The sequence below is a fragment of the Pseudomonas brassicacearum genome (genome assembly GCF_003732265.1).
In the GTDB taxonomy this organism is placed as follows: Bacteria; Pseudomonadota; Gammaproteobacteria; order Pseudomonadales; family Pseudomonadaceae; genus Aquipseudomonas; species Aquipseudomonas brassicacearum_D.
The window spans coordinates 258299-284515 of sequence record NZ_MOBK01000001.1 but is presented as its reverse complement, the minus strand read 5'-3'; the positions used below and the strand labels follow the sequence as shown (position 1 = coordinate 284515).

24 protein-coding genes and 1 pseudogene are annotated in these 26217 nt (G+C 60.8%); 8 read left to right on the top strand and 17 right to left on the bottom strand.

The features are described 5' to 3' along the window. Positions 1 to 29: 29 nt before the first annotated feature. The 6 genes from BK660_RS01295 to BK660_RS01265 all read right to left on the bottom strand — a co-directional run bounded on the left by BK660_RS01295 (position 30) and on the right by BK660_RS01265 (position 7375). The gene (locus BK660_RS01295) at positions 30 to 491 is read right to left on the bottom strand and encodes a hypothetical protein (protein ID WP_123431733.1); all 462 of its coding nucleotides are present in this window, start codon (positions 489 to 491) and stop codon (positions 30 to 32) included. Between the two features lie 196 nt (positions 492 to 687). Beyond that, entirely contained in the window at positions 688 to 1302 is a 615-nt protein-coding gene (locus BK660_RS01290) for a LysE family translocator (protein WP_123431732.1), read from the bottom strand. 51 nt (positions 1303 to 1353) lie between these two features. Then, the gene (locus BK660_RS01285; protein WP_123431731.1) at positions 1354 to 2193 is read right to left on the bottom strand and encodes an AraC family transcriptional regulator; all 840 of its coding nucleotides are present in this window, start codon (positions 2191 to 2193) and stop codon (positions 1354 to 1356) included. Positions 2194 to 2269: 76 nt separating this feature from the next. Beyond that, positions 2270 to 2911, bottom strand: a complete 642-nt coding sequence (locus BK660_RS01280) for a DUF1345 domain-containing protein (RefSeq protein WP_123431730.1) — start codon at positions 2909 to 2911, stop codon at positions 2270 to 2272. 193 nt (positions 2912 to 3104) lie between these two features. Further along, positions 3105 to 6203, bottom strand: coding sequence for an efflux RND transporter permease subunit (locus BK660_RS01270; RefSeq protein ID WP_123431729.1), 3099 nt, complete (start codon positions 6201 to 6203; stop codon positions 3105 to 3107). Between the two features lie 14 nt (positions 6204 to 6217). Then, positions 6218 to 7375 (bottom strand): efflux RND transporter periplasmic adaptor subunit, encoded by a 1158-nt coding sequence (locus BK660_RS01265; protein WP_123431728.1) that lies wholly within the window; start codon positions 7373 to 7375, stop codon positions 6218 to 6220. Between the two features lie 285 nt (positions 7376 to 7660). On the opposite strand from BK660_RS01265, the gene BK660_RS01260 reads away from it, so the two are divergent. Next, a complete protein-coding gene (locus BK660_RS01260; protein WP_123431727.1) occupies positions 7661 to 8362 on the top strand; it encodes a response regulator in 702 nt (233 codons plus the stop codon). A gap of 4 nt (positions 8363 to 8366) precedes the next feature. Beyond that, positions 8367 to 9668, top strand: coding sequence for an ATP-binding protein (locus BK660_RS01255; RefSeq protein WP_123431726.1), 1302 nt, complete (start codon positions 8367 to 8369; stop codon positions 9666 to 9668). Positions 9669 to 9811: 143 nt separating this feature from the next. Here BK660_RS01255 and BK660_RS01250 read toward each other — a convergent pair whose 3' ends face one another. The 3 genes from BK660_RS01250 to BK660_RS01240 are packed head-to-tail and all read right to left on the bottom strand — an operon-like array spanning position 9812 to position 11671. Continuing rightward, a complete protein-coding gene (locus BK660_RS01250; RefSeq protein WP_123431725.1) occupies positions 9812 to 10579 on the bottom strand; it encodes an anti-sigma factor family protein in 768 nt (255 codons plus the stop codon). Next, the gene (locus BK660_RS01245) at positions 10576 to 11073 is read right to left on the bottom strand and encodes an RNA polymerase sigma factor (protein WP_081743930.1); all 498 of its coding nucleotides are present in this window, start codon (positions 11071 to 11073) and stop codon (positions 10576 to 10578) included. Before BK660_RS01245 ends, BK660_RS01250 begins: the two co-directional genes overlap by 4 nt. Before the next feature lie 55 nt (positions 11074 to 11128). Then, entirely contained in the window at positions 11129 to 11671 is a 543-nt protein-coding gene (locus BK660_RS01240) for a tetratricopeptide repeat protein (RefSeq protein WP_123431724.1), read from the bottom strand. 158 nt (positions 11672 to 11829) lie between these two features. Here BK660_RS01240 and BK660_RS01235 point away from each other — a divergent pair. From BK660_RS01235 to nudC, 3 genes and pseudogenes are all read left to right on the top strand, one after another. Then, positions 11830 to 12292 (top strand): annotated as a pseudogene (locus tag BK660_RS01235) (hypothetical protein). A gap of 218 nt (positions 12293 to 12510) precedes the next feature. After that, on the top strand, positions 12511 to 13323 hold the full coding sequence (locus tag BK660_RS01230) for a crotonase/enoyl-CoA hydratase family protein (RefSeq protein WP_123431723.1): 813 nt from the start codon (positions 12511 to 12513) through the stop codon (positions 13321 to 13323). Between the two features lie 6 nt (positions 13324 to 13329). Continuing rightward, positions 13330 to 14160, top strand: a complete 831-nt coding sequence (nudC, locus tag BK660_RS01225) for an NAD(+) diphosphatase (RefSeq protein WP_123431722.1) — start codon at positions 13330 to 13332, stop codon at positions 14158 to 14160. Here nudC and BK660_RS01220 read toward each other — a convergent pair. Next, positions 14128 to 14907, bottom strand: a complete 780-nt coding sequence (locus BK660_RS01220) for a TSUP family transporter (protein ID WP_123431721.1) — start codon at positions 14905 to 14907, stop codon at positions 14128 to 14130. The two genes, nudC and BK660_RS01220, sit on opposite strands and share 33 nt — an antisense overlap. A 333-nt stretch (positions 14908 to 15240) precedes the next feature. On the opposite strand from BK660_RS01220, the gene sfnG reads away from it, so the two are divergent. Continuing rightward, a complete protein-coding gene (gene sfnG, locus BK660_RS01215) occupies positions 15241 to 16335 on the top strand; it encodes a dimethylsulfone monooxygenase SfnG (RefSeq protein WP_123431720.1) in 1095 nt (364 codons plus the stop codon). Between the two features lie 129 nt (positions 16336 to 16464). Here the strand turns inward: sfnG and BK660_RS01210 are convergent, their stop codons facing one another. Both BK660_RS01210 and BK660_RS01205 read right to left on the bottom strand, forming a co-directional pair. Then, entirely contained in the window at positions 16465 to 16941 is a 477-nt protein-coding gene (locus BK660_RS01210; RefSeq protein WP_123431719.1) for a nuclear transport factor 2 family protein, read from the bottom strand. A 55-nt stretch (positions 16942 to 16996) separates the two neighbouring features. Further along, entirely contained in the window at positions 16997 to 17560 is a 564-nt protein-coding gene (locus tag BK660_RS01205; RefSeq protein ID WP_123431718.1) for a TetR/AcrR family transcriptional regulator, read from the bottom strand. A 215-nt stretch (positions 17561 to 17775) separates the two neighbouring features. Here BK660_RS01205 and pssA point away from each other — a divergent pair, with 215 nt between their 5' ends. Continuing rightward, positions 17776 to 19119 (top strand): CDP-diacylglycerol--serine O-phosphatidyltransferase, encoded by a 1344-nt coding sequence (pssA, locus tag BK660_RS01200; protein WP_123431717.1) that lies wholly within the window; start codon positions 17776 to 17778, stop codon positions 19117 to 19119. On the opposite strand, the gene BK660_RS01195 is transcribed toward pssA, so the two are convergent. The 5 genes from BK660_RS01195 to efeU all read right to left on the bottom strand — a co-directional run bounded on the left by BK660_RS01195 (position 19076) and on the right by efeU (position 24702). Next, complete coding sequence (locus BK660_RS01195; RefSeq protein WP_123431716.1) at positions 19076 to 20293, bottom strand: MFS transporter; 1218 nt, start codon at positions 20291 to 20293, stop codon at positions 19076 to 19078. The two genes, pssA and BK660_RS01195, sit on opposite strands and share 44 nt — an antisense overlap. Before the next feature lie 195 nt (positions 20294 to 20488). Then, positions 20489 to 21313 carry an iron uptake system protein EfeO gene (gene efeO, locus BK660_RS01190; protein ID WP_123431715.1) on the bottom strand — a complete coding sequence of 275 codons (825 nt, stop codon included), beginning with the start codon at positions 21311 to 21313 and terminating at the stop codon, positions 20489 to 20491. Between the two features lie 24 nt (positions 21314 to 21337). Beyond that, positions 21338 to 22636 (bottom strand): iron uptake transporter deferrochelatase/peroxidase subunit, encoded by a 1299-nt coding sequence (gene efeB, locus BK660_RS01185; RefSeq protein WP_123431714.1) that lies wholly within the window; start codon positions 22634 to 22636, stop codon positions 21338 to 21340. Positions 22637 to 22654: 18 nt separating this feature from the next. After that, positions 22655 to 23854: an iron uptake system protein EfeO gene (gene efeO / locus BK660_RS01180; protein WP_123431713.1), complete on the bottom strand. Its 1200-nt coding sequence runs from the start codon at positions 23852 to 23854 to the stop codon at positions 22655 to 22657. An 8-nt stretch (positions 23855 to 23862) separates the two neighbouring features. Then, a complete protein-coding gene (efeU, locus tag BK660_RS01175; protein ID WP_123431712.1) occupies positions 23863 to 24702 on the bottom strand; it encodes an iron uptake transporter permease EfeU in 840 nt (279 codons plus the stop codon). A gap of 273 nt (positions 24703 to 24975) precedes the next feature. Between efeU and BK660_RS01170 the strand changes: the two genes are divergently transcribed. Further along, positions 24976 to 25992 (top strand): AraC family transcriptional regulator, encoded by a 1017-nt coding sequence (locus BK660_RS01170; RefSeq protein ID WP_123431711.1) that lies wholly within the window; start codon positions 24976 to 24978, stop codon positions 25990 to 25992. Positions 25993 to 26217: the final 225 nt, after the last annotated feature.

Sequence of the window (26217 nt, the reverse complement as noted above, 5' to 3'; positions counted from 1 at the left end):
GCTTCCCTTTTTATTGATAACGCTGTGAACTATCCGGCTTTTAGTACTTGAAATTTACCTTTTAGAATAAAGGTCTCGCCTTCAGTGTCTGGTAGTTCGTAGTTGATATCGAAGAGGCCCGCGACATTGTTTTCTCCTACCGTCGGTTGCAATGTGATATTGCCAGAAACACCTTCGTAGACAATGCCGTTTTCGTCTTTGAAGCTAGAACTTACGTCATCGCGAGTTTTTAATACGTACTCACCCGGTTCGAAACTGTCAGGTAGGCACAAACAGATTTCTCGCGCAGGCGAGCTTTTAGCTCTTGTTTTTGAAGCCGGCCGGTCAATGGCAGTAATTTTGACGGTGTTAATTTTTTTCGGGCCGGATTTGACAGTGTCGATGAGTCGGGAAGTAGCGATGAATTCCGGAATTACTTTGTGAGTTGCGTAAGGGGTGGCAGTGACATAATTGCCCTCTGCAAAGCTGATACGTTTGATGACAGCGTTCATGGATTCGGTCTCCGTTACGTTAAGTAAGGTATCCAAAGGCCATGCGCGGCCCTAATCCTGGATGAACTATAAAAGCCCGTAAAGGGGCAGGTTGTAAACTGTCATTGTTGACAGTTTACAAGGGCTGTGATTCGTGAAATTAATGACAAAACCATCGCGCAATATGTCTGCTGGCAGGTACGTGTCGCGCTGTTTTCTATACCGTGACCGGCAACCAGGCAGCACATAACAACAACACGCTCATCCCTCTATTGAAATACGTTTGCGCGGCGGGTGATCGCAACAATTTGCCAGACTTCGCCCCCGCTATCGCCCAGGCCCCCACACACGGTAGCGACACCCAAAAGAACACCAGCGACAATTGCATGACTTGCAGCGTTTTTTCTGCACCGCTCCCGGAAAAAACACCGACTACGGCCAACGCCATCATCCAGGTCTTGGGGTTTATCCACTGGAGCACAGCCGCGCCCCTTAATCCGAATTGAGGCGTGCCAGACGCGGACTGTGGATCGATCACGTCGGGCGGCAAGCGGAAAATCTGCCACGCCAGGTAACTGAGCCAGACAATGCCCGCCCAGCGCATGGATGTTTCTATAAGGGGGTGAGCTTGCAAGGCTTGCCCCAAACCGCTACCTACCAGCAATACAACCAGCGCCGCACTGGCGCACGCACCGAAAATGATCGGCAATGTCGCCTTGAAGCCATAGCGGGCGCTGTTGCTGAGCACCAGAATGTTGGTCGGTCCCGGTGTGATGGACGCGACAAAAGCGAACAGCACAAACGGTAACAGCGTGGGGAAAGTGGACGACATGTCAGCGGGCTCCGTGAATGATCTCAGGAGCTGATCCTCACAAAGTCGGCTTCAAGCGTCTGGAAGATTTGAGCAGCGATTGCGGTACAGGGCCGGCGTCAAACCATATGCCCGCACGAACCATCGCCCCAGATGGCTCTGGTCGGCAAAACCCAGCTCCATTGCCACCGCCGCCGGCTGTTCGCCACGGGCCAACAGGCGTCGGGCAGTGGCCAGGCGCAGTTGCACCAGATAGGCATGGGGCGCCAGGCCGTAGGCAGCCTTGAACGCGCGGGTCAGGCGGAATCGGTCGACACCGGTTGCCGCCGCCACCTGGTCGAGGCCGATGTCGTACTGGGCGTTGGCGTGCAAGTACTCCCGGGCCTTTTGCGCCACCAGCGGCAGGCGCGGATCTTCGGCATAACGTGTGCGCCAATGCAGGTGGCTGGTCAGGCGCTCAAGCAAACCGTCGAGGGCGGTCTGGCGCACGATCTTCAGTTCACCGCCATGCAGTGTCTGGAAGGCCAGGCTGGTGGCGTGAGCCAGTCGTGTGTCGCTGGCCAGGGTGTTGGCGAAACTCAATTGACCGTTGTCGGGAGCATTTTCGAATACCGCACTGAGTTCGCGCACTAACCACTGCGGATCGAGGTACAGCATGCGGTAGGTGAAGCCATCCTCGGTCGGCGCTTCGCCGTCATGAATGTCGCCCGGCTCGAGCAAAAACACCTTGCCCGGCGTGCTTTGGTGTCGGGTGCGCCGACAATTGAATTGCTGGACACCTTGCTCGGTGACCCCCACCAGATAGCTGTCGTGCCAGTGCGGATCGTAAGCGTGGCCTTCGAAATGCGCGCGCAGGGTCTCGATGCCGGTGTCGGCATCCTGGGCCAGGTCGATCCAGTTGTGAGGGGTCATGCATCACCTGCGGGACGGATTACCGACTTATTTAACGCCTGCCTCGAGGGTGATGACTAGAACGTTTGTGCACCGATCAGTTGAACAACCCGGCGGCTATGTTGATCGAGAACCCGAGAATGGCCGTGTTGAACAGAAAACCGATCAGCGACTGCGCCAATACAATCTTGCGCATCTCCCGAGTCGCCACGCCGACATCCGAGGTCTGCACCGCCACGCCGATGGTGAACGAGAAGTACAGGAAGTCCCAGTAGTTCGGCGTTTCCAGTCCTTCCGCAAAGCGTAAGGCCAGGTCTTTTCCTTCCCACGTGTAGAACAAACGGGCGTAATGCACGCTGAAAATCACCCCGATCAGCAACCACGACCCGATGACGGTGAGCCCGGTAAAGCCGTAATGCAGGAGCTTGCGGGTGGTTTCCAGGTCCTTGCTGCCGGCCAGTTCGAAGGTGATGGTGGCGAGGCTGGCGATCGCGGCGATGCACACCACAAACAGAACCAACCCGGCGTTTTCGTCTTCGATCTCGGCGATGCGCTTGACGTCGGGTGCCTTGGCGCGGGCGGCGAGCCACAGCATGAGGATCAGGTAAGTCCAGACCCCGGCATTCCAGCCGATGAGGATTTTGCTGATCACCGAGTCGGCGGGGGCCAGAATGCCTGCCGCGACGCCGAGGGTGGCGGCAGTGGACAGGCGAGGGTGGGTGTGGGTGAGGTAGGGCATGAAGACTCGATGCGTCAGGGCTGTGCAAACACCTTAGCCCAGCGCAGCCGGTCATGACCACAAAGCTCAGAGTAACGCGGTCCATTGTAGGAGTGAGCCTGCTCGCGAAAGCGGAGTGTCAGCCAACATCAGTGTTGAATGTACAACCGCTTTCGCGAGCAGGCTCGCTCCCACATTGGGTCGGTGTTGTGGGTCAGAGGTCCTTGTGGCGCTTGCTGACAAGCTTCATCACCACCACAAAAAACACCGGTACAAACACCACCGCCAGCGTTGCCGTGATCATCCCGCCAATCACCCCGGTACCGATCGCCTGCTGGCTCGCCGAGCTGGCGCCTGTGGCAATCGCCAAGGGCACCACGCCAAGAATGAACGCCAGCGACGTCATGACAATCGGCCGTAACCGCAACCGTGCGGCTTGCAGCGTAGCGTCGATCAGGTCGTGTCCTTCGTCATAGAGACTCTTGGCGAATTCGATGATCAGAATCGCGTTCTTCGCCGACAGCCCGATGATGGTGATTAGTCCAACCTTGAAGAACACATCGTTGGGCATCCCGCGAAAGGTCACGGCCAATACCGCGCCGAGCACACCCAGCGGCACCACCAGCAGCACCGACGTCGGAATCGACCAGCTCTCATACAGCGCTGCCAGGCACAGAAATACGATCAGCAACGACAGCCCAAGCAGGATCGGCGCCTGGCTGCCGGATAACCGCTCTTGCAACGACAGCCCGGTCCATTCCTGACCCAGTCCCGCCGGCCCCTGTGCCACCAGCCGCTCGATTTCCGCCATGGCCTCACCGGTGCTGTGGCCCGGTGACGGTTCACCGGAAATGGCAATCGCCGGGTAGCCGTTATACCGCGTCAACTGTGCCGGGCCTTGGGTCCACTTCGCCTGGACAAAGGCCGACAAGGGCACCATTTTTCCGTTGCTGTTGCGTACGTGCATTTTCAGCAGATCAGCCACCTGACTGCGTTGATCGCCTTCGGCCTGCACCACCACCCGCTGCATGCGCCCCTGATTGGGGAAGTCGTTGATGTAGGCGGAACCGACGGCGGTGGACAGCACATTGCCAATGTCGGCAAAGGACACGCCCAGCGCGTTGGCTTGCTTGCGGTCGACTTCCAGTTGCACTTGCGGTGCTTCGGCCAAGGCACTTTCGCGCACATTCATCAGGATCGGGCTCTTCTGCGCAGCGGCGAGCAGTTCGCTGCGCGCCTGCATCAGCGTGGCGTGGCCGAGGCCGCCACGGTCCTGCAAGCGGAACTCGAAACCGCTGGACGTGCCGAGGCCGTCAACCGGTGGCGGCAGAACCGAGAACACCACGGCGTCCTTGATCTGACTCAACGCGACGTTGGCCCGGTCGGCAATCGAACTCGCGGAGTCGTCACTGCCGCGATCAGACCAATCCTTGAGCGTGGAAAATGCCAGCGCCGCGTTCTGCCCGCTACCGGAAAAACTGAAGCCGAGAATGATCGTGCTGTCACCAATCCCCGGTTCCGTGGCGTTATGCGCTTCAATCTGCTCGACCACCTGCACCGTGCGGTTCTTGCTCGCGCCCGGCGGCAGCTGAATGTCGGTGATGGTGTAACCCTGATCCTCGACCGGCAAGAAGGAGGAGGGCAGGCGACTGAAACACACGCCCAGACCGATCAGCAGCACGCCATAGATCAGCAGGTAACGGCCGGTGCGTTTCAACGCATAGGCAACCCAGCCTTGATAGCGCTCGGTCAACCGTTCGAAGCCACGGTTGAACCAACCAAAGAAACCGGTCTTTTCGTGATGCTCGCCCTTGGCAATCGGCTTGAGCAGCGTCGCACACAGCGCCGGGGTCAAGGTCAGCGCAAGAAATGCCGAGAACAGGATCGACGTGGCCATCGACAACGAAAACTGCTGATAGATCACCCCGACCGAACCCTGCATGAACGCCATCGGAATGAACACCGCCACCAGCACCAGCGTGATGCCGATGATTGCCCCGGTGATCTGCGTCATTGCCTTGCGAGTCGCCTCCTTGGGCGACAGACCTTCGGTGGCCATGATCCGCTCGACGTTCTCCACCACCACAATGGCATCGTCCACCAGAATGCCGATGGCCAGCACCATGCCGAACATGGTCAGCACGTTGATCGAAAAGCCCAGCGCCAACATGGTCGCAAACGTCCCCATCAGTGCGACCGGCACTACCAGCGTCGGGATCAGTGTGTAACGGATGTTTTGCAGGAACAGGAACATCACCGCAAACACCAGCAGCATCGCCTCGCCGAGGGTGTAAACCACTTTGGTGATCGAGACTTTGACGAACGGCGAAGTGTCGTACGGGATCTTGTATTCCACGCCAGCCGGAAAGTAGCGCGCCAACTCATCCATCTTTGCGCGGACTAACGTGGCGGTGCTCAAGGCATTGGCGCCCGGTGCCAGTTGCACGCTGACCGCAGTCGACGGCTTGCCGTTCAGGCGGGTGGAGAAGTTGTATTCCTGACTGCCGATTTCCACCCGCGCGACATCGCTGATGCGCACGGTGGAGCCGTCGGGGCTGGCCTTGAGCACGATGTCGGCGAATTCTTCCGGCGTCGACAACTGGCCCTTCACCAGAATGGTCGCGGTGATTTCCTGGGTGGTGCGGGTCGGCAAATCGCCGATACTGCCGGCGGACACCTGGGCGTTTTGCGCGACGATGGCGGCGTTGACGTCCGCCGGGGTCAGGTTGAAACCGATCAGCTTCTGCGGGTCGATCCAGATGCGCATCGCCCGTTCGGCGCCATACAACTGCGCCTTGCCGACACCGTCCAGACGCTTGATCTCGTTCATCACGTTGCGCGCCAGGTAATCGCTGAGCGCCACGTCGTCGAGTTTGCCATCGCTGGAGGTGAGGGTGACCAGCAGCAGGAAACCGGCGGAGACCTTCTCGACTTGCAGGCCTTGCTGATTGACCGCTTGCGGCAGCCGCGATTCCACGACTTTCAGGCGGTTTTGCACATCGACCTGGGCCATTTCCGGGTCAGTGCCCGGCTGGAACGTGGCCTTGATGGTGGCGCTGCCGAGACTGCTTTGCGACTCGAAGTACAGCAAATGGTCGGCGCCGTTGAGTTCTTCCTCGATCAGGCTGACCACGCTTTCGTCCACGGTCTGCGCCGAAGCGCCCGGGTACTGGGCGTAAATTTCAATTTGCGGCGGGGCAACGTCGGGGTACTGCGCCACGGGCAACTGCGGAATGGCCAATGCGCCGGCCAGCAGGATGAACAAGGCAACCACCCAGGCAAACACCGGGCGATCAATAAAGAACTGCGGCATAAAAAGCGTCCTGCTTACTGACCAGAAACCTGGGCAAGTGGAAGAGGGGAACTGTCGATCTGGACCTGCTCGCCGGGGCGCGCGTGTTGCAGACCTTCGGTGACGATGCGGTCGCCAGGCTTGAGGCCGCCGGTGACGATCCAGCGATCGTCCTGCACCGTGCCCAGTTCAACCGGTTGCAGGCCCACGCGCTGCTGTGGGTCCAGCAGCAACACGTGAGCAATGCCGGCGCTGTCACGCTGGATCGCCCGTTGCGGCACGCTGATGCCTTGCTGGTTCACCGCTTGCTCCAGACGCACCCGCACGAAACTGCCGGGCAGCAAGTCGAGGTCCGGGTTGGGGAATTCGCTGCGCAGGATGATCTGGCCGGTGCCCGGGTCGACGGTGATGTCGGTGAACAACAGCTTGCCCGGCAGCGGGTAGAGGCTGCCGTCATCCTGAATCAGCGTGGCTTTAGCCTGGCCTTGGCCGACTTGTTGCAACTGACCGGAGCGGAAGGCGCGGCGCAAATCGTTAAGCTCGCGGGTCGACTGGGTCAGGTCGGCATGGATCGGGTTGAGCTGTTGAATCAGCGCCAGTGGCGTGGTTTCGTTTTGCCCGACCAGCGCGCCTTCGGTCACCAGCGCGCGGCCTACGCGTCCGGAAATCGGCGCGGTGACGGTGGCATAACCGAGGTTGAGTTTCGCCCGCTCCACGGCGGCTTTGTTGGCGGCAACGTCAGCGGCGGTTTGCCGGACGTTGGCGCGGGCGTTGTCGTAATCCTGCCCGCTGATGGCGTTGCCTTCGATCAGTTGGGCGTAGCGCTGCTCTTGCAGTTTTGCCTGGAACGCATTGGCCTCGGCTTTGCGCAACGCCGCTTCGGCGCTGTCCAGGTCAGCCTTGAACGGCGCCGGATCGATGCGGAACAGCACGTCGCCTTTTTTCACATCGCTGCCTTCATTGAAGGTGCGTTGCAATACGACGCCGGCGACGCGGGCGCGAACTTCGGCAATCCGTGGCGCAGCAATCCGCCCGCTCAACTCGCTGGTGATCGACAGGGGCCGGGCTTCGATGGTTTCGATACGCACGGTGGCCAACGGCGCCTGTTCCTCGGCGGTGGAGGACTTGTCACACGCGCTCAGCGTCAGTGCCAGTGCGAGCAGGCCGAGCGTGGCGAACAGATTCTTTGACATGGAATTACCCCAATAATGACCACCCGCATCCTACGGGGAGCGGACGAGGGTAGCGGTGAAGCTTTGTTGGTGCTGTGTGAAATTGTGTAAGGGTTTTACTCAGGCGGGGGTGAGGGCGTATATCCTTGGTGACTTGATACTTTTTGCGAAGCTGAAGCCGCCTTCGCGAGCAAGCCCGCTCCCTCATTCGACCGCATCCTGCTGGAAGAACTCGGTTTAATGTGGGAGCGGGCTTGCTCGCGAAAAGGCCCGACCTGTCGCCACAGCACTTTCTGGAACACCCCCATGCCCAACATCCTCCTGGTCGAAGACGACTCCGCGCTCTCCGAACTGATCGCCAGCTACCTGGAACGCAACGGCTATTCGGTCAGCGTGATCAGCCGTGGCGATCACGTGCGTGAACGCGCGCGGGTCAATCCGCCGGACCTGGTGATCCTCGACCTGATGCTGCCGGGCCTCGACGGCTTGCAAGTCTGTCGTTTGCTGCGGGCGGATTCGGCGACGTTGCCGATCCTGATGCTCACCGCCCGCGACGACAGCCACGATCAAGTGTTGGGCCTGGAAATGGGCGCCGACGATTACGTCACCAAGCCCTGCGAGCCCCGCGTCCTGCTGGCCCGCGTGCGCACGCTGTTGCGCCGCAGCAGCCTTGGCGAGCCGCAAACCGCCAACGACCGCATACTCATGGGCAACCTGTGCATCGACCTGTCCGAGCGCACCGTGACCTGGCGCGAACAACTGGTCGAACTGTCGAGCGGCGAATACAACCTGCTGGTGGTGCTGGCCCGGCATGCCGGTGAGGTGCTGAGTCGCGACCAGATCCTGCAACGCCTGCGCGGCATTGAATTCAACGGCACCGACCGTTCGGTGGATGTGGCGATTTCCAAGTTGCGGCGCAAGTTCGACGACCACGCGGGCGAGGCGCGCAAGATCAAGACCGTGTGGGGCAAGGGTTACCTGTTCAGCCGTTCCGAGTGGGAATGCTGAGACGATGTTCAGGATTCTGTTTCGTCTGTATCTGGTGACCATCGTCTCGTTCAGCGCGGCGATTTACCTGGTGCCGGACCTGGTAATCAAGGTCTTCCATGAGCGCTTCGTCACCTACAACCTCGACTATTCGCGCGGCTTGCAAACGCTCATCGTCAAACAGTTCCACGCCGTGCCCGAAGCGCAGTGGCCGGCGCTGGCGGTCGAGATGGACAAGGATTTCGCCCCGCTGCACATCGCGTTGACGCGCAATGACGATCCCGACTTCACCCTGGATGAGCGCGAACGCCTGCAAAGCGGCGAGAACGTGGTACGCATCGGCGATTGGGGCTGGCGCACGCTGGCCGTGGCGCCGCTGAACGAGCAAACGGTGGTGCAAATGATCGTGCCGCCGGACCCGATGGACGTCAGCTTGTTGTACTGGAGCATCAACGTCCTGATCGGGGCGACCATGCTTGCGTGCCTGCTGCTGTGGCTGCGCCCGCATTGGCGCGACCTGGAACGCCTCAAAGGCACCGCCGAACGTTTCGGCAAAGGCCAGTTGAGCGAACGCACACGGATTTCCCGGCATTCCAACATCGGCAGCCTGGCCAATGTCTTCGACACCATGGCCGGCGACATCGAAAACCTGCTGAATCAGCAGCGCGATTTACTCAACGCGGTGTCCCATGAATTGCGCACGCCGCTGACCCGCCTGGATTTCGGCCTGGCGCTGGCGCTGTCCGATGACTTGCCCGTGACCAGTCGCGAGCGCTTGCAAGGGTTAGTCGCGCACATCCGTGAGCTGGATGAGTTGGTCCTGGAACTGCTGTCCTACAGCCGCCTGCAAAACCCGGCGCAAATACCGGAGCAGGTTGAAGTGGCGCTGGACGAGTTTATCGACAGCATTCTGGGCAGCGTTGATGAAGAACTGGAGTCGCCGCACATCGTGATGGACGTGCTGCTTCATGGCCAACTCGAGCGTTTCACGCTTGACCCGCGACTGACCGCCCGCGCCATCCAGAACCTGCTGCGCAACGCCATGCGTTATTGCGAAAAACGGATTCAGGTGGGGGTGCAGGTGTGTGCGAAGGGCTGTGAGATCTGGGTCGATGACGACGGGATCGGCATTCCGGATGACGAGCGGGAACGGATTTTCGAGCCGTTTTATCGGTTGGATCGCAGCCGCGACCGGGCCACGGGCGGTTTTGGGTTGGGGTTGGCGATCAGCCGTCGAGCGCTGGAGGCGCAGGGCGGCACCCTGACGGTCGAACCGTCGCCACTGGGCGGCGCCCGCTTCCGGTTATGGCTACCCACCCAGCCCTGATTCAGCATCAACCCTGTGGCGAGGGGGCTTGCCCCCGTTGGGCTGCGAAGCGGCCCCTTGCATTCTTACTGCCGTGTTGCATGGTTTTGCGACTGCTGCGCAGCCGAACGGGGGCAAGCCCCCTCGCCACAGGTGATGGCGGGTTATGCGCTAAGCCGGGTTCGCAGCAGTTTCGCCATGTCTTCGAGCTCTGCCGCCGGGTTGTGCCCGATCAGCATCCACGCGTGTTCCATGTCCGCCCAATACACGACGTTCATGCCGTGCCGACGCTCACGGGCGAAGTGTCGGCTGCCGCTATTGGAGAGCGTGACGCACAGCGCCATCGGGCCATTCGCCGGGTCCAGGTAGGTGATCTGGGCAATCGGCACACCATCGTATTCCAGGATCTGCGCGCGCTTGAACTCAGAGCGCGGCAAGGTCAGCTTCGCGGGTTCAAGGTTCAGGCCCAGGCGCGTATCGATGGAGCGCAGTTGCGCGCGTTGGGTGGCTTCATCGCTGGACAAATGCTCCAGGGTTTCTGGCACGTAGAGCGACATGTAATCCGCAACCAACCCGCGCCAATTGTGCTGTTCCTGATTCAACTGCCAACCGAGGAACAAACGGTCCGCCACCACGCTGGTGGCCACCAACCCGGCCGCGGCTGCCAGAAACCAGCGTCGATCCATCGACGGAAGCTCCGGCGAAGGCAAGGTGTCGAGCATGGACTGCAAACGATCCGTGGGCGCCTGTTGCGCCAATTGGGCAAACGCGTCCTTGAACGGCAGGTTGCTGCGGGCCAGCCATTGCAGGCGCAGGTTGAGCGTCGAATCCTCGGCAATGGCCGTGTCGATGCGGGCGCGTTGCTCGGCATCGAGCTGGTCGTCGAGGTAGGCCACCAGTTGCTCGTCTGAGGGTGTGGCGCGTTGGTTCATCGACGTTCTCCCGAGGAAGGGTTCGGTACAGCGTGCAGCGGTGGATATTCGGCCAGTTTCACCCGTGCCGCGGCCAGTCGGCTCATGACTGTTCCGACGGGCACTTGCAGCACTTCGGCGACTTCGCGATACGACAAACCTTCGACGTACGCCAGGTACACCGTTTCGCGCTGGGCTTCGGGCAACGCGTCGACACGCCGGATCACCTGGGCCGCGCGCACATGGGTTTGCGCCGCGTGCTCGCCGTCGAACGATAACTGGCTTTCCGCGTCTACCAATCCCTGACCCTGGCGCACCCGGCGCGCGCGCACCTCGTTGAGCCAGATCGAATGCAGAATGCTCAGCAGCCAGCGATCCATGCGCGTGCCGGGGACAAACTGCCCGGCACGCTCGAGCGCCCGCACGCAGGTCGCCTGCACCAGGTCTTCGGCCACATGCCGTTGCCGGGACAGCAGCAAGCCATAGCGCCACAAACGCGCCAGATGTTGGCCCAGTTCTGCCCGTATTGCCTGATCGCTGGCGATAGCGACCTCCGTCGTTTATTCGGTGTCAGGTTTTCGATGAATCGTTTATCGCTTCGGCCAGGTCCTGGTACTCCTCGCAGGTGCTGCCGCAAATCGATTTGATGTGCTGCAACTGTTCCTGCGCCAGATCGAGTCGACCTTTGATCACATACGCCTCGCCGAGGTATTCGCGCACTTGCGCATACTGCGGGTCGAGTTTGACCGATTGCAGGTAATAACCGATGCCTTCGTCGGTGCGCCCCAGTTTACGCGTAGCGTAGCCGCGATAGTTCAACGCTTTGGCGGTGTTCGGATCTTTCAGCGTATCGAGCAGGGCCAGGGCTTCTTCGTAGCGACCGTCCTTGGCCAGACGATAGGCGTAATTGGTGCGGTCGGCATCCGGCAGCAGACTGCTGGTCTGCTTGAGGCATTTTTGCGACTTGGAATCCAGGACCTGGCCTTTGGGGCAGTTGGGTTTGGCGGGCGCGTCCTCGTCGCCATGGGCCAGGGCCAGGGAACTGGTCAGTGCTGCCGTCAGACAACCGGCAAGCAGCAGCGGGGCGGTGAAAACAGCAAAACGCAGGTTCATGGGCAAGGCTCCGGGGTTTGATCCACGATCGTTCGGGGTGCTGCTACAAGAACACCGCAGCGTGAACAATTATTCATTTCTTTGTGCTGATCATTACAAGGAAAGCTTAAACCTTGGCGCTATGCTCGACAGCATTCGTTGTCCAGCGCAGAACTGCCATGAAAGACCATGTCCATCATTCTGCCGCGGCGGGATACAAGACCGGCGCTGACACCTATGTACGCGGCCGCCCGGACTATCCGCCGGCCGTGGTCGACTGGCTGACCGGTACGCTGGGCTTGAATGCAGACAGCCATTACCGGATGCCTGCGTGGACGTGGTGGTCTGCGCCCAGGCCTTCCGCGTTATTACACCGGTGCCTGGCGTCGGGCGTTTCCTCACCGGGCGTTCGGGCCGTTGCAGGCGCAGCATTTCAGCCATGGGCACACGGGGGCGCCTGAGGATGTGATTTTCAATCGGGTGCGTTCGACCAGTTTTATAGCGGCATTGCCAGAGGCGGAGCGGACGAAGGTGGATGAACAGGTTCGGGCGTTGATTGCCGGGGAGCCGGCGTTGCGTGGGCGGGATGTGGGGACGGTGCCTTATGAGACCGCGGCGTTTGTGGTGGTGAAGGGCAGTTAGATCAGCGGAGCGGCCTTCGCGAGCAGGCTCGCTCCCACATCGTATCTGCGCAGTTCACACATCCCCTGTGGGAGCGAGCCTGCTCGCGAAGGGGCCGGCCCAGACACTAAAGAACTTGAAGCCAGTCCCGCTTTTGGCCGAACCACTGCCTTACTCCCCCCGCCAATGCCTTGTTATAGTCCGGACCTCATTTTTTGCCCGGTAAAAGGATCACTGCCATGTCTCAGTACACCGCGTTCACCGTCGAACTCGCCGACAACATCGCCCATGTGCAGATCAACCGCCCGGAAAAGATCAATTCGATGAACGCCGCGTTCTGGAGCGAGATCATTGAGATTTTCCAGTGGATCGACGACACCGACGAAGCCCGCGTGGTGGTGCTCAGCGGCGCCGGCAAGCATTTTTCCTCCGGCATCGACCTGATGATGCTGGCCGGCGTGGCCAATGAACTGGGCAAGGACGTCGGCCGCAATGCACGTCTGCTGCGCCGCAAAATCCTCGCCCTGCAAGCGTCCTTCAATGCTGTCGACAATTGCCGCAAGCCGGTGCTGGCAGCGATTCAGGGCTATTGCCTGGGTGGCGCCATCGACCTGATCGCCGCCTGCGACATGCGTTACGCCGCCGAAGGCGCACAATTCTCGATCAAGGAAATCGACATCGGCATGGCGGCGGATGTAGGCACTTTGCAACGCTTGCCGCGTATCATCGGTGACGGCATGCTGCGTGAACTGGCTTACACTGGTCGCACGTTTGGCGCCGAGGAAGCGCGCAGCATCGGCCTGGTCAATCGCGTCTACAGCGACACTGCCAGCCTGCTGGATGGCGTCATGGGCATTGCCCGGGAAATCGCCAGCAAGTCGCCGATTGCGGTCACCGGGACCAAAGAGATGATCAGCTACATGCGCGACCACCGCATCGACGACGGCCTCGAATACGTCGCCACCTGGAACGCCGCCATGCTGCAATCCACTGATTTGCGCGTGGCCATGGCCGCCCATATGAGCAAACAGAAACCCGAATTTCTGGACTGATTAAACATGACTTCACGCTGGACCACTGCAGTACTGGACACTGACCAACCCGGCGGCTGGGCCGTGGCCCGCAGCCCGGAAGGCTTCCTGTTCGATGACAATGGCGCGCTGTTCCCGCGTGAATGGCTCAAGCGTCAGGACTTGTCGATTCTCGCCGAACACGGCATCGGCCATCTCGACGGTGAGCCGGTCTATCTACTGGAGCTGCGCAGCGCCAGCGACGTGGCGGGTTGCAACTGGAAAGGCCTGCGGGCGTTCATGCTCGATGGCGATCACACGGTGTACAAGGTGCTCGGCTATGCCGCGCAAATTGGCACCTGGTATCGCGAGCACCGCTTTTGTGGCAACTGTGGGCAGGCGGCGACGCAGGTTCCGCGTGAGCGGGCGATGTACTGCGAGCCGTGCGATTTACGCTATTACCCACGGATTTCGCCGAGCATGATCGTGCTGGTGACCCGTGGCGATGAAGTGCTGCTGGCGCGTTCGCCGCGTTTTGTCAGCGGGGTCTACAGCACGCTGGCCGGGTTTGCCGAGCCAGGCGAGTCGGCCGAGGACTGCCTGATTCGCGAGGTTCGCGAAGAGGTGCAGATCGAGGTCAAGAACATCCAGTACCTGGGCAGCCAGTGCTGGCCGTTCCCGCACTCGATGATGCTCGGCTTCCATGCCGAGTACGCCGGTGGCGAGATTGTCTGCCAGGAAGACGAAATCGAAGACGCCCAGTGGTTCAACGTCCATGCGCTGCCGCCGTTGCCGGCGTCGCGCTCGATTGCCCGTTACCTGATCGACGTCTACGTGGCGCGGCGCTTAGGCCACGCTGAACCAGTGTTGCCAGGCTAAGCGCACGGTCAAGCCCAGCACCACGGTGATGAACACCGGACGAATGAACTTCGCGCCGCCGCTGATGGCGGTGCGAGCGCCGAAGAATGCGCCGGCCATCACCGACACGCCCATGCTCAGGCCGATGATCCAGTCCACCTGCCCGGAAAACACAAACACCGACAGCGCCGCAATGTTGCTGACGAAGTTCATGCTGCGCGCCACGCCGCTGGCCTTCACCAGATCGATGGGGTACATCAACAGGGTGCTGACGGTCCAGAATGCGCCCGTGCCGGGACCCGCCACGCCGTCGTAGAAACCGAGGCTGAAACCTTGGGTCGACTGCCACTTTTTCTTGATCGGTGCATCGCAGTCCAGCGGGGCCTTGGGTGTGCCGCCGAACAACAGGTACACGCCGCAGGCGAAGACGATCACCGGGAGCATTTTGTTCAGCCACTCGGCCGGCAGGTAATGCGCGACGATGGCGCCGGTCAACGCGCCGACCAGAGTGCCGACGATGGCATGCACCCACTGCCGCGGATGGAACAGCTTGCGCCGGTAGAAGGTGAAACTGGCGGTGGCCGAGCCGAAGGTCGAACTCAACTTGTTGGTACCCAACACCAAGTGCGGCGGCAGGCCGGCGGTGAGCAATGCCGGCGTGGTGAGCAGGCCGCCACCCCCGGCAATCGCGTCGATGAAGCCGGCAATAAAGGCAACGACGGCCAGAATGGCCAGGGTGGTGAGGTCAACGCTGAGTTCGAAAGGCATGGAATCGGCTTATTCGGCGGGGTGCAGGAAAGGGCTGCGGGGAAGGGGCGGTATCTTACCTAGATCCGGACTTTGCGGCGACTGGTCTGGCCCTATCGCCAGCAGGCTGGCTCCCACAGGGATCTCGGGTGCTGCATAGATCCAATGTGGGAGCCAGCCTGCTGGCGATGACTGACTCCCAGGCGCCACTGTTGCCCCACCAACAGTCCATCGACAAATCGCCCTGATGCCTGACAGCCAACCACTCTGAACCCCCCGCAAAACCGCCACTTCAGTACTGGCACGGTTGCTGCTCTAGCCCTTGGTACATCCCTGAGTCCCGAGGACACGCCAATGAGTCAGCAAGCCGTCAAATTTGCCTACTGGGTGCCGAACGTCAGCGGCGGGCTGGTGGTCAGCAAGATCGAGCAGCGCACCCACTGGGGCATCGACTACAACCGCAAACTGGCGCAACTGGCCGAAGCCGCGGGGTTCGAATACGCCCTGACCCAAATCCGTTTCACCGCCGGTTACGGCGCCGAATACCAACATGAGTCGGTTGCCTTCAGCCACGCGTTGCTGGCCGCCACCACCACACTCAAAGTGATCGCCGCGATCCTGCCCGGCCCGTGGCAACCGGCGCTGGCGGCCAAGCAGTTGGCGACCATCGATCAACTGACCAATGGGCGAGTGGCGGTGAATATCGTCAGTGGCTGGTTCAAAGGTGAATTTCAGGCGATTGGCGAGCATTGGCTGGAGCACGACGAGCGATATCGCCGTTCCGAGGAGTTCATCCGTTCGCTCAAGGGTATCTGGAGCCAGGACAACTTCACCTTTCGCGGCGACTTCTACCGTTTCGACAACTACAGCCTCAAACCCAAGCCTCTGGGTCAGCCGGAAATCTTTCAGGGCGGCAGTTCACGTGCCGCCCGGGATATGGCAGCGCGGGTGTCGGACTGGTACTTCACCAACGGCAATACGCCAGAAGGGATCAAGGCGCAGGTCGACGATATCCGCGTGAAGGCTGCCGCGAATAATCATTCGGTGAAAATCGGTGTGAATGCGTTTGTCATCGCTCGCGACACCGAAGAAGAGGCGCGGGCAGTGCTGGCGCAAATCATCGATCAGGCCGATCCAGAGGCGGTAAATGCCTTTGGCGATGCCGCGAAACAAGCGGGCAAGGCGTCGCCGGAAGGTGAGGGCAATTGGGCGAAGTCGACGTTTGAGGATCTGGTGCAATACAACGATGGCTTCAAGACCAACCTGATTGGCACGCCGCAGCAGATTGCCGAGCGGATCGTGGCGTTGAAGGCAGTGGGCGTGGACCTGGTGTTGGCGGGGTTTTTGCACTTTCAGGAAGAGGTGGAGTATTTCGGTAAGCGCGTGTTGCCGTTGGTGAGGGAGCTAGAGGCCAAGGCCCAATCGAAGCCAACCACCGCAGCCGTATAACCCACACAAAACCCTTGTAGGAGTGAGCTTGCTCGCGATGGCTGAGTGTCAGTCGATATATACAGTGACTGATACACCGCTTTCGCGAGCAAGCCCGCTCCCACATTGGATCGGTGGATCTAGGTGGATTTACAGGCCGAGGTCAGACAGTCCCGGGTGATCATCCGGACGACGTCCCAGCGGCCAGTGGAACTTGCGGTCACTTTCCTTGATTGGCATGTCGTTGATGCAGGCAAACCGGTTGGCCATCAACCCGTTTTCATCAAATTCCCAGTTCTCGTTGCCGTAGGAGCGGAACCAGTTGCCCGAGTCGTCGTGCCATTCATAGGCATAGCGCACGGCGATGCGGTTGCCGGTGAAGGCCCAGAGTTCCTTGATCAGGCGGTAATCGAGTTCCTTGGCCCATTTGCGGGTCAGGAAACCTTTGGCTTCTTCGCGGTTGTAGGCAAACTCGGCGCGGTTACGCCATTTGGTGTCAAGCGTGTAGGCCAGCGACACCTGTTCCGCGTCGCGAGAGTTCCAGCCGTCTTCGGCCAGGCGAACTTTTTCGATGGCCGACTCGCGGGTGAAAGGGGGCAATGGCGGACGAACTTCAGCGTTAGACATGTAAAGTCTCCCAATAAAAGTAAAGTTCAAACACGTTGCAGCGCTTATATAAGTGTTACAGGTCCAATAACTTTCGCGCCATGCATTGCGCATTATCGGCGGCACTGTAATCACCCATGACAAGCGCCACGGTAATGGCACCATCGATCAGGATCAGCAGCTGCTTGGCCGTGTTCTCCGGATCGGTGACGCCATGTTCGGTGCAGAGCTCGCGCACGTAGTCGAGCAGTTTCTGTTTGTGTTCCTTGGCCACCAGGCGGACCGGGTCTTGCGGGTCGCCGGTTTCGCCACTGGTGTTGATGAAGGCGCAACCGCGGAAGCCTTCGGAGGCGAACCAGGCCTTGAGCACGGTAAACAGGTTGAGCAGGCGATCGGCCGGTGTTTCAGCCTGATCGACGGCGGTTTTGTACCAATGCATCCAGCGCACATCCCGGCGTTGCAGGGCTGCGACGGTCAGCTCCTCCTTGTTGGCGAAGTAGCGGTAGATGCTTTTTCTGGAGACGCCGGCGGTTTTCACCAGAAGGTCCATGCCGGTGGCGGCGATGCCACTTTTATATATCAACTTTTCGGTGACATCCAGAATGATGTCGCGTGTGGTGTTATCGGCTAATTCGTTCATGTTGGGTACAGTAGAACGTTCGTTCTCCATGGTCAACAATAATTATTTGTCGCCTGTAAGGTCCCCTTCGCGAGCAAGCCCGCTCCCACATTTGAAATGCATTCCAATGTGGGAGCGGGCTTGCTCGCGAAGGGGACCTTAACAACACCGGAAGACCCGAACCGATCCATGGTGTAAGCTCTTGAATTCTCCGGATTCGACCCATTGCGAGCCCTATGCCGTCGCTTTTCAAACGCTCTCTGCTGCCCAAACTGCGCAGTTTTCCGCTGACCGCCGATGCCGTCACCATCCTGTCCGGCGCTGCCGAGTTTCGTCGTTGCCTGCTGGAGAAAATCGCCCAGGCCACGCACCGCATCTATATCGTCGCGCTGTACCTGCAACAGGACGAAGCCGGCCAGGAAATCCTCGATGCCTTGCACGCCGCCAAACTGGCGCGTCCGCAGCTGGACGTGGTCGTGGTGGTCGACTGGCTGCGCGCCCAGCGCGGTCTGATTGGTGCGGGCAAGCAGCCGGGCAACTCGGCGTGGTATCAGGAAGCGACCCGCACCCACGCCAGTGAAGTGCCGGTGTATGGCGTGCCGGTGCAGACGCGCGAACTGTTCGGCGTGCTGCATTTGAAAGGCTTTGTGATCGATGACTGCGTGATCTACAGCGGCGCGAGCCTGAACAACGTGTACCTGCACAAGTTCGACAAGTACCGCTTCGACCGCTATCACGTGCTGCAGAACCAGGCGCTGGCCAACTCCATGCAGCACCTGATCCAGCACGGTTTCATCGCCTCAAAAGCTGTGCACCGCCTCGACTTGCCGAACCTGCCGACCACCCGCAGCCTGCGCAACGACATCGGCGACTTGCGCAGCCGCCTCAAGCACGCCGCGTACGACACCACGGCAGGCACCACGCTCAAAGGCGGTTTGTGCGTCAGCCCGTTGCTGGGTGTGGGCAAGAACAATCCTTTGAACCGGGTGATTTGCGAGCTGATCGCCAGCGCCCAGCACCAACTGACCATTTGCACGCCGTACTTCAACCTGCCGCTGGCGGTGACCCGGGAAATCAACCGGGCGCTGGGCCGGGGCGTGAAGGTCGACATCGTGGTCGGCGACAAGACCGCCAACGACTTCTACATCCCGCCGAGCGAGCCGTTCAAGGTGATCGCGGCGCTGCCGTATTTGTACGAGATCAGCCTGCGACGTTTTGCCAAACGCCATCAACACAGCATCGACAGCGGCAAGCTGAACCTGCATTTGTGGCGCGATGGCGACAACACCTATCACCTCAAAGGCATGTGGATCGACCAGCGCTACACCTTGCTGACCGGCAACAACCTCAACCCGCGAGCGTTCCGTCTTGACCTGGAAAACGCGCTGCTGATCGATGACCCGAAAGGCGAGTTGCTGGAGCCTCGCAAGGCTGAGCTGGTGGAGATTTTCCAGAACACAAAGCGCATCGAGCGTTATCAGGATCTGGAAACGCTGCTGGATTACCCGCCAGCGGTGGCCAAGTTCCTCACGCGCGTCAGTCGCGTGCGGATCGAGCGGTTGCTCTATCGGATTCTGTAAGGCTCAACGCTGCCGGGGGCTTTGGCCACAGGGCCACCAGCAGCAGTAGCGCGGCCGCGACGAGATAGGGCAGGCGCGGTTCGAGGTCGTAGATCAAGGTGGCTGCCAATGGCCCGATGACCACGCCAAAGCCTTGCGCAGCGCCGATTGAGCCTGCCGTCGCGCCTTGCTCCGAAGCGTCCACGGCGTTCGCCGCCAGCGCTGCGAATGACGGAAAGATCAGCCCCATCCCGCCCGCCGACACGAAAAAGCACAGCCACAAGCCCCACGCGGTATTCGCCAGGATACTGCCGGCAAATCCCACGGACGCCATCAGCGCACCGGCGCGGATCAACCGCAGCGGCGGCCATTCGAGCCGGCGCACCACCAGTTGCGAACAGATCAGCGCGAACCCGACCATGGTCAGGGCGATGCCTGCGGTTTGTGCGGCGTCGGCCGGGCTCATGCGAAGCCGGTCGAGGGCGAAGAAGCCGACGGTGATCTGCGCAATCGACACGCACAACATCGCCACAAACGCGACCGCCATCGGCCGGCGCAGGCGCGGATCATTCAGGTGGACCTTGCGCGGTACTTGCCGCAGGTGCAATTCCTGGCCCTTGAGCTTGAAGCGCAACACCAGAAACGCCAGCAACGGCAGGACGGCCATGGCGTAGAACGGCAGGCTCAAACTGAAACGCGAGAGCAACGCGGCGATGGCCGGCCCGATCACCAGGCCACAGGCGTTGGCAGCGCCCAACGCCGCCATGGCTTTGGCACGGTGCTGCGGCTCAATGTTGTCGGCGATCAGCGCGTTGCAACCCACCGGGATCGCGGCATAGAACACGCCGATCAAGCCGCGCCCGATCATCAAACCGATGAACCCCAGCAGCGCCGACGGCAGGAATCGTAATGAAGCATCGATGAACAGGCACAAGGCCCAATAGGCGAGGGTGAAACCGGCGGTGGCGATCAACAGAATCCGGCGCCGGCCATAGCGGTCGCTGGCCTGGCCCCAGGGGCGGGCCAGCAGCATCCAGATCACCCCGGACACCGTCACCGCCGCACCGGCCTGCCACGTGGCCAGGCCCAGCACCCGGGCAATCGGGCCGATCAACGAGACGAACGCCATCATCGACATGGAGCAAGCCATGTTGGCGACCATTAATGGGCGCAGGTCGAAGGCGGGGGTGGTCATGAGGGGAGTCTTCCGTGAGCTTTTGTTGTTTGCGGGGGATGGTAGCGCGGGTATCGGACAGGCGGGGGGAATATCGGTGGTAGTGATAATGCCTTCGCGAGCAAGCCCGCTCCCACATTAGTTTTGTGTCGTTCACAAATCCAATGTGGGAGCGGGCTTGCTCGCGAAGGGGCCCGCCCAGACGCTACAAAAACCTCAGTTCAAACCGAGCTTTCCACGCAACGTCGACAAATCTTCAGCCAACGTATTCACCGGCCCAACCAGCGCCTTGCGGTCGCTCTCTTTCACCTTGTCATACGTTTCGAAACCACCGTCCTTGGTCTTGTACTTGGCCAGGATCTTGTCCACGGTCGCGAAGTTCTTGTCGACCTTGGCAATGAACGCCGCGTCCTGCTTCTGGATCTGCGGACGGAACAGGTCGACGATTTTCTTCGCGCCGTCGACGTTGCCCTGGAAGTCATACAGGTCGGTGTGGCTGTAACGGTCTTCTTCGCCGGAGATCTTGGTGGCCGCCACTTCTTCCAGCAACGCCGCCGCGCCGCCGACGACTTTCTCAGGCGGGAAGGTCAGGCCGGCCACGCGGGTTTGCAGGTCCTTGACGTCTTTGTTCAAACCGTCGGCCAGCCCGCCCAGGCCCTGGGTGCTTTTTTCCGAGAACAGCGAGTATTCGATGCGGTGGAAACCGGTGAAGTCTTCAGCCTTCACGCCTTTTTCGTGGTCGTCGACGCGGGAGTCGATGGACGCGTCCAGGTCACTGAACAGCTCGGCAATCGGCTCGATCGACTCGTAGTAGACGCGGGTCGGCGCATAGAGCTTTTGTGCGGTGGCCAGGTCACCTTTTTTCACCGCGTCGGTGAATTGCTGGGTGTGGCTGGCCAATTCGTCCAGTTGTTCGGTGACGTAGATCTTGTAGTCCGACACCGGCCCCACCAGGTCCAGCGGCGCGGTCGCCGCGAACGCTGAGAGCGGAGTGTTGAGCAAGCCAAGGGTCAGCAGCAAAGCGAGTGGCGACTTTTTCATGGGGCGGTTCCGTGTTGGGCGTTGTTATGCGGTTGTTGTTGAATGGGTGGCGTCCAGCAGCGAGCGACCGATGAAATCCTGATCGCCCGTGACACCCGGCAGGGTGAAGAAGTAGCCGCCGCCGACAGGCTTGAGGTATTCCTCCAGCGGTTCGCCGTTCAGACGGGTCTGTACGGTGATGAAGCCTTTTTCCAGATCGGCCTGATAGCAGATGAACAGCAGGCCCATGTCGAGCTGACCGTTCTTGTTCACGCCGTTGGAGTAGTTGAACGGCCGGCGCAGGATCAGATTGGCCTGGGTCGCGGCGGTGCGCGGGTTGGCCAGGCGGATGTGCGCGTCGAGTTTGGTCAGTTTGCCTTGCGGGTCCTTGGCGTAGTCCGGGACCTCGGTTTCGTGGCCACCGCCCATGGGCGCACCGGTACTTTTGACCCGTCCGAGAATGCTTTCCTGTTCCTGCAACGGCGTGCGGTCCCAGCGCTCGACGAAGTTGCGGATGATCCGCACCGCTTGATAGCTGCCATTCGCCGCCCAGGCCGGTTCATCGCTGCCGGGCTGGACCCAGACGATGCTGTCCATGGTCTTGGCGTTGTTGGAGTCGGGGTTGGCCGAGCCGTCGCGGAAACCGAGGAAATTGCGCGCGCTCTGCGCGGGCACACCGGGTTTCGCCGGGGCTTGCGGCGGCACGCTGCCTTCCTGTTTCCAGCGCACCAGCAGCAAATCCGGGAGGTTCTTCACAATGTCGCGCAGGGCGTGGATGTTGGTGTCGGTGGTGTTGGAACAGAACTGCAAGCTCAAGTCGCCGTGGCAGCAGTCGGCTTCCAGCGCATCGTTGGGGAAACCGACCATGCGGATCAACCGCTTGGGTTTGACGCTGGCCAGACCGAAACGCTCATCGAACAGCGATTCCCCTACCGAGACGGTGATGGTCAGGTTGTCCGGCGTCACCACCGGGCCGAGAATCCCGGAATCCACCGGTGGCAGTTTTGGATCGACCTGGGTCACCGGGCCGCCCTTCATCAAAAACGCGATGCGCTCGTTAAGGGTGCGGAACAGCCGCTCGAGGTCTTCGCGGTCACTGGCCAACACATCAAACGACACCAGCATGCCGGATGCCGGGCGTGGGGTGACGATGCCGGTCTGGTACTTGCCGTGGAACGCATGGCGGTCTTCGGTCTTGTCGCTGCTTGGCGCTTCAGTGACTTGCGCGGGGCTGGCGGCCATCGCCGGGCAGCTCAGTGCGCTGCCGGCCAGTGCCACGCCGGCGACGCCCATGCCCATCAGGATCCGGCGACGCTGGAGGTTGAATTGCTCTGAATCGTTCATCTGAATGTCGTCTTCTGCTTACAGGCCGGACAGGCCAAGGGCGGGATCGATGGTGTCGAGGGCGTCGGCCAGGGCCTGGGCCTTGTCGGCGACCTGTTTGCGCTGCTCGGCGCTGACACTGTCGTAGCTGGCGTAGCCGTCCTTGACCTTGAGGTCATTGAGTTCGCTGTCGAAGGCGGCGAGGGCGCTGTCGATCTTCGGCAGGACGGCAGCGGCGGATTTACTCAGCATCGGTCGCAACAGCTCGACGACTTTGCGCGCGACGTCGAGGTTGGCGGCGAAGCCGTTGAGGTCGGTGTGGCTGTAGCGTTCTTCTTCACCGCTGCTGGCACGCACGTCGGCGAGGGTGTTGAGGTTGCGCACCACAATGCTCACCAGTTGCTCCGGCGGCAGCGGCTCGGCCAGCAGTTGCTGTTTGAGCGTGGTGACGTCGCGGGTCAGGCGTTGCGCAACGGGCGTCAGGCCGTCGAGGTTGCGTTGCTGGAACAGCGCGTATTCCAGGCGATGGAAGCCGACGAAGGCCGGGTCCTGTTCGCGTTTTTCGAAATAGTCGGCGCGGGCATTGATCGCGTTGTCCAGTTCGGCCAGGCGCTGGGCGGCCGGGGCGATGCGTTGATAGGCGGCGCGGGCCGGTGTGTACAAGGCTTGCGCCTGGCTCAGGTCGCCGGCCTCGATGGCTTGCTCAAGGGCGGTGGTGGCTTTGATCAGCGCGGTGCCCTGGCTGCTCAGGTACACGCGAAATTCCGACAGTGGCCCGATGAACGCGACCATTGACGGTTTGGCCTTGGCGGCAGCGTCGGACGCGGCCGTCGGGGTCACGTGCAACGTGCCGCGCGGGTTGCTGAGCAAGCCGCAGGTGATGGTGTAGTCGCCGGGGGCAAGGTTGGCGTTGATCACCTGGCTCAGGCCCGGCGCGATATTCTCGCGCTCTTCGAGCACCAGCACGCCATCGAGGATTTCCCATTCAACGGCCCGATCCGAGCGGTTGACGATGCGGAAACTGGCGCGACCGGCCGGGACCGTCAGCGCATTCGGCTCGCAGCTGTGCGGGTGGATGTTCACCACGATTTCGTCATGGTTGGCCTGACGCTTGGCGGCGGCCATTTTCGAGGCGTAGTAGAACAGGCCGCCGGCGGCGATCATCACGATCACCGAACCGGCCACCGCCCAGCGCAAAGCCCTGGAAGGTGTGGCCACGGTAGGAGTAGGCGTTGACATGAAAGCCCTTACTGACTGGAAACGGAAGAAGACTGTTTAGCGGGCGCCGGGGCCGGGAGAAAAAACATCACCAGCGCCACCACCAGGTAAATCAGATAAGCGCCGAGAGTGCTGACGGTGGGCGCGTCCTGATAGCCGAACATGCCCGCCAGTACCGAGCCCAGCGGACCATCCATCGGTAGCGTGGCGCTTAAGTCGAACAGCACGGTTTGCAGGTGATTCCACAGCCCGGCTTCATGCAGCGCCTGCACCGAGTTGGCGAGAATGCCGGCGGCGACCACCAGGATGAACAACCCGGTCCAGCGGAAAAACGCGCTGAGGTTCAGGCGCATGCTGCCGGTATAGATGAGGAAACCGATGACGATGGCCAGGACCAGGCCGAGCAGGGCGCCGATCGGCGCGGCCGGGCCATCGCTTTGCTGGAACACCGCGAGCAGGAAGAACACTGTTTCCAGGCCTTCCCGAGCGACGGCGAAAAACACCATGGCGATCAGCGCGAACACCTGGTTTCTGGAACCGGTCAGCGCGTGATCGAGGGATACGTGCAAGGAATGCTTGATCGAACGCGCCACTTTACGCATCCAGAACACCATCGAACTGAGAATGCCGACGGCCACCAGACCGACCACACCTTCAAACAGCTCTTGTTGTTTCTGCGGGAACTCGGCACTGACCAGCTCCAGGCCACCGCCCACTAACAAGGCCAGGGCGGCGGCGAGGAACACGCCGATCCACACGGCGGGCATCCACTGGCCACGGCCGGTTTGCTTGAGGTAGCTGGCGATGATGCCAACGATCAACGCGGCTTCAATGCCTTCGCGCAGCATGATCAGGAAAGGGACGAGCATTCAGCACCGGTGGAATTAGATAGGGTGCTAATTTGTAACATAATGACACTCATTCTCATATGGGGTTGATTGCCATTTACCTGAACCTAACCTGAACATCACGCAATCCCTTGTAGGAGTGAGCCTGCTCGCGATAGCGGACTGACTGCCAGCAACTGGGTGACGGACACACCGCTATCGCGAGCAGGCTCACTCCTACAAGGGATCTGCACTGGGCAAACGGCTGCGGTAAGATGCCCACACTCAAAAAAACAACAGGGCTCACCGCGCTCAATGTCGGAAAAAGACACCATCTCCATTCAACTGGTGCGCGAAGCGCTGCTGCAAAGTTGCGCCCCCGGTCAGGCCACCGACGAGGTGTTGGACAAGGTCGGCATCGATCCGGCCTGGCTGCAGACCACCGATGCCCGTGTGCCGGCCACCGCTTATGCGCGGCTCTGGCGCTTGCTGGCCCGGCGCGGCGATGACGAGTTTTTTGGCATGGACCCGCGCAAGCTCAAGTCCGGCAGCCTGGAATTTCTGTGCCGTTGCTCGATGGTTCAGCCCAGCCTCGCCGCTGCTTTAACCACGGGGTTGAGCTTTCTGTCGTTGATGCTCGAACACCTGCCCGCGCAACTGGTTCGCCAACAAAGCCTGGCCGAAATCGTCCTGCTGGAAGACGACCAGGACCCGCGTCGCGCCTTCACCTATTTCACTTACTGGATGATCGTCCATGGCGTGGCCTGCTGGCTGGCCGGGCGGCGGATCCCCATCCTGGCCGTAGAATTGCGCTGCGCCGCACCGGACTTTTGCGATGACTATCAAGTGATGTTCTCCGAGAACCTGCGCTTCGACCGGCCGCGTACACGGATGATTTTCTCGGCCGATTGCCTGGACCTGCCGATCAAACGCAGCCTGGAAGAGCTCAAGCGTTTCCTGGCTCATGCGCCGGCCAACATCCTGGTGAAATACCGTGATCCCGAAAGCCTGGCCAGCCGGATCAAACACGATTTGCGGCAACTCCCCGCCGAGCAGTGGCCGGAGACCGAACCCTTGGCACAGCAACTGTGCATGTCTGCCTCGACCTTGCGCCGGCGTCTGGCGGAAGAAGGGCAGACCTATCAAGGGCTCAAGGACAGCGTGCGCAAGGAACTGGCCATCGTCTGGTTGGCCGAGCCGAACATCAGCTTCGCCGAGATCGCCACGCGGTTGGGGTTTGCCGATGCCAGCTCGTTCTACAAGGCGTTCCGCAAGTGGTCGGGGTCGAATCCGGGGCATTACCGCAGTCTGATTCTGAACGAAGCGCACTGATCCGGATTTTGTGTCGTTCACTCTGGCCCCTTCGCGAGCAGGCTCGCTCCCACAGGGGGAGTGCATTGCAAATGTGGGAGCGAGCCTGCTCGCGAAGAGGCCCGCCCAGGCACAACAACCCTTGAACCTTGGCCAAAGCAGTCACGCAACTTGATAACTTTGACCATTGCCCCGTTCTGCCCACAGAGCGAGTATTTCCCTGCTTTTTACGGTTCCCCCAACCTA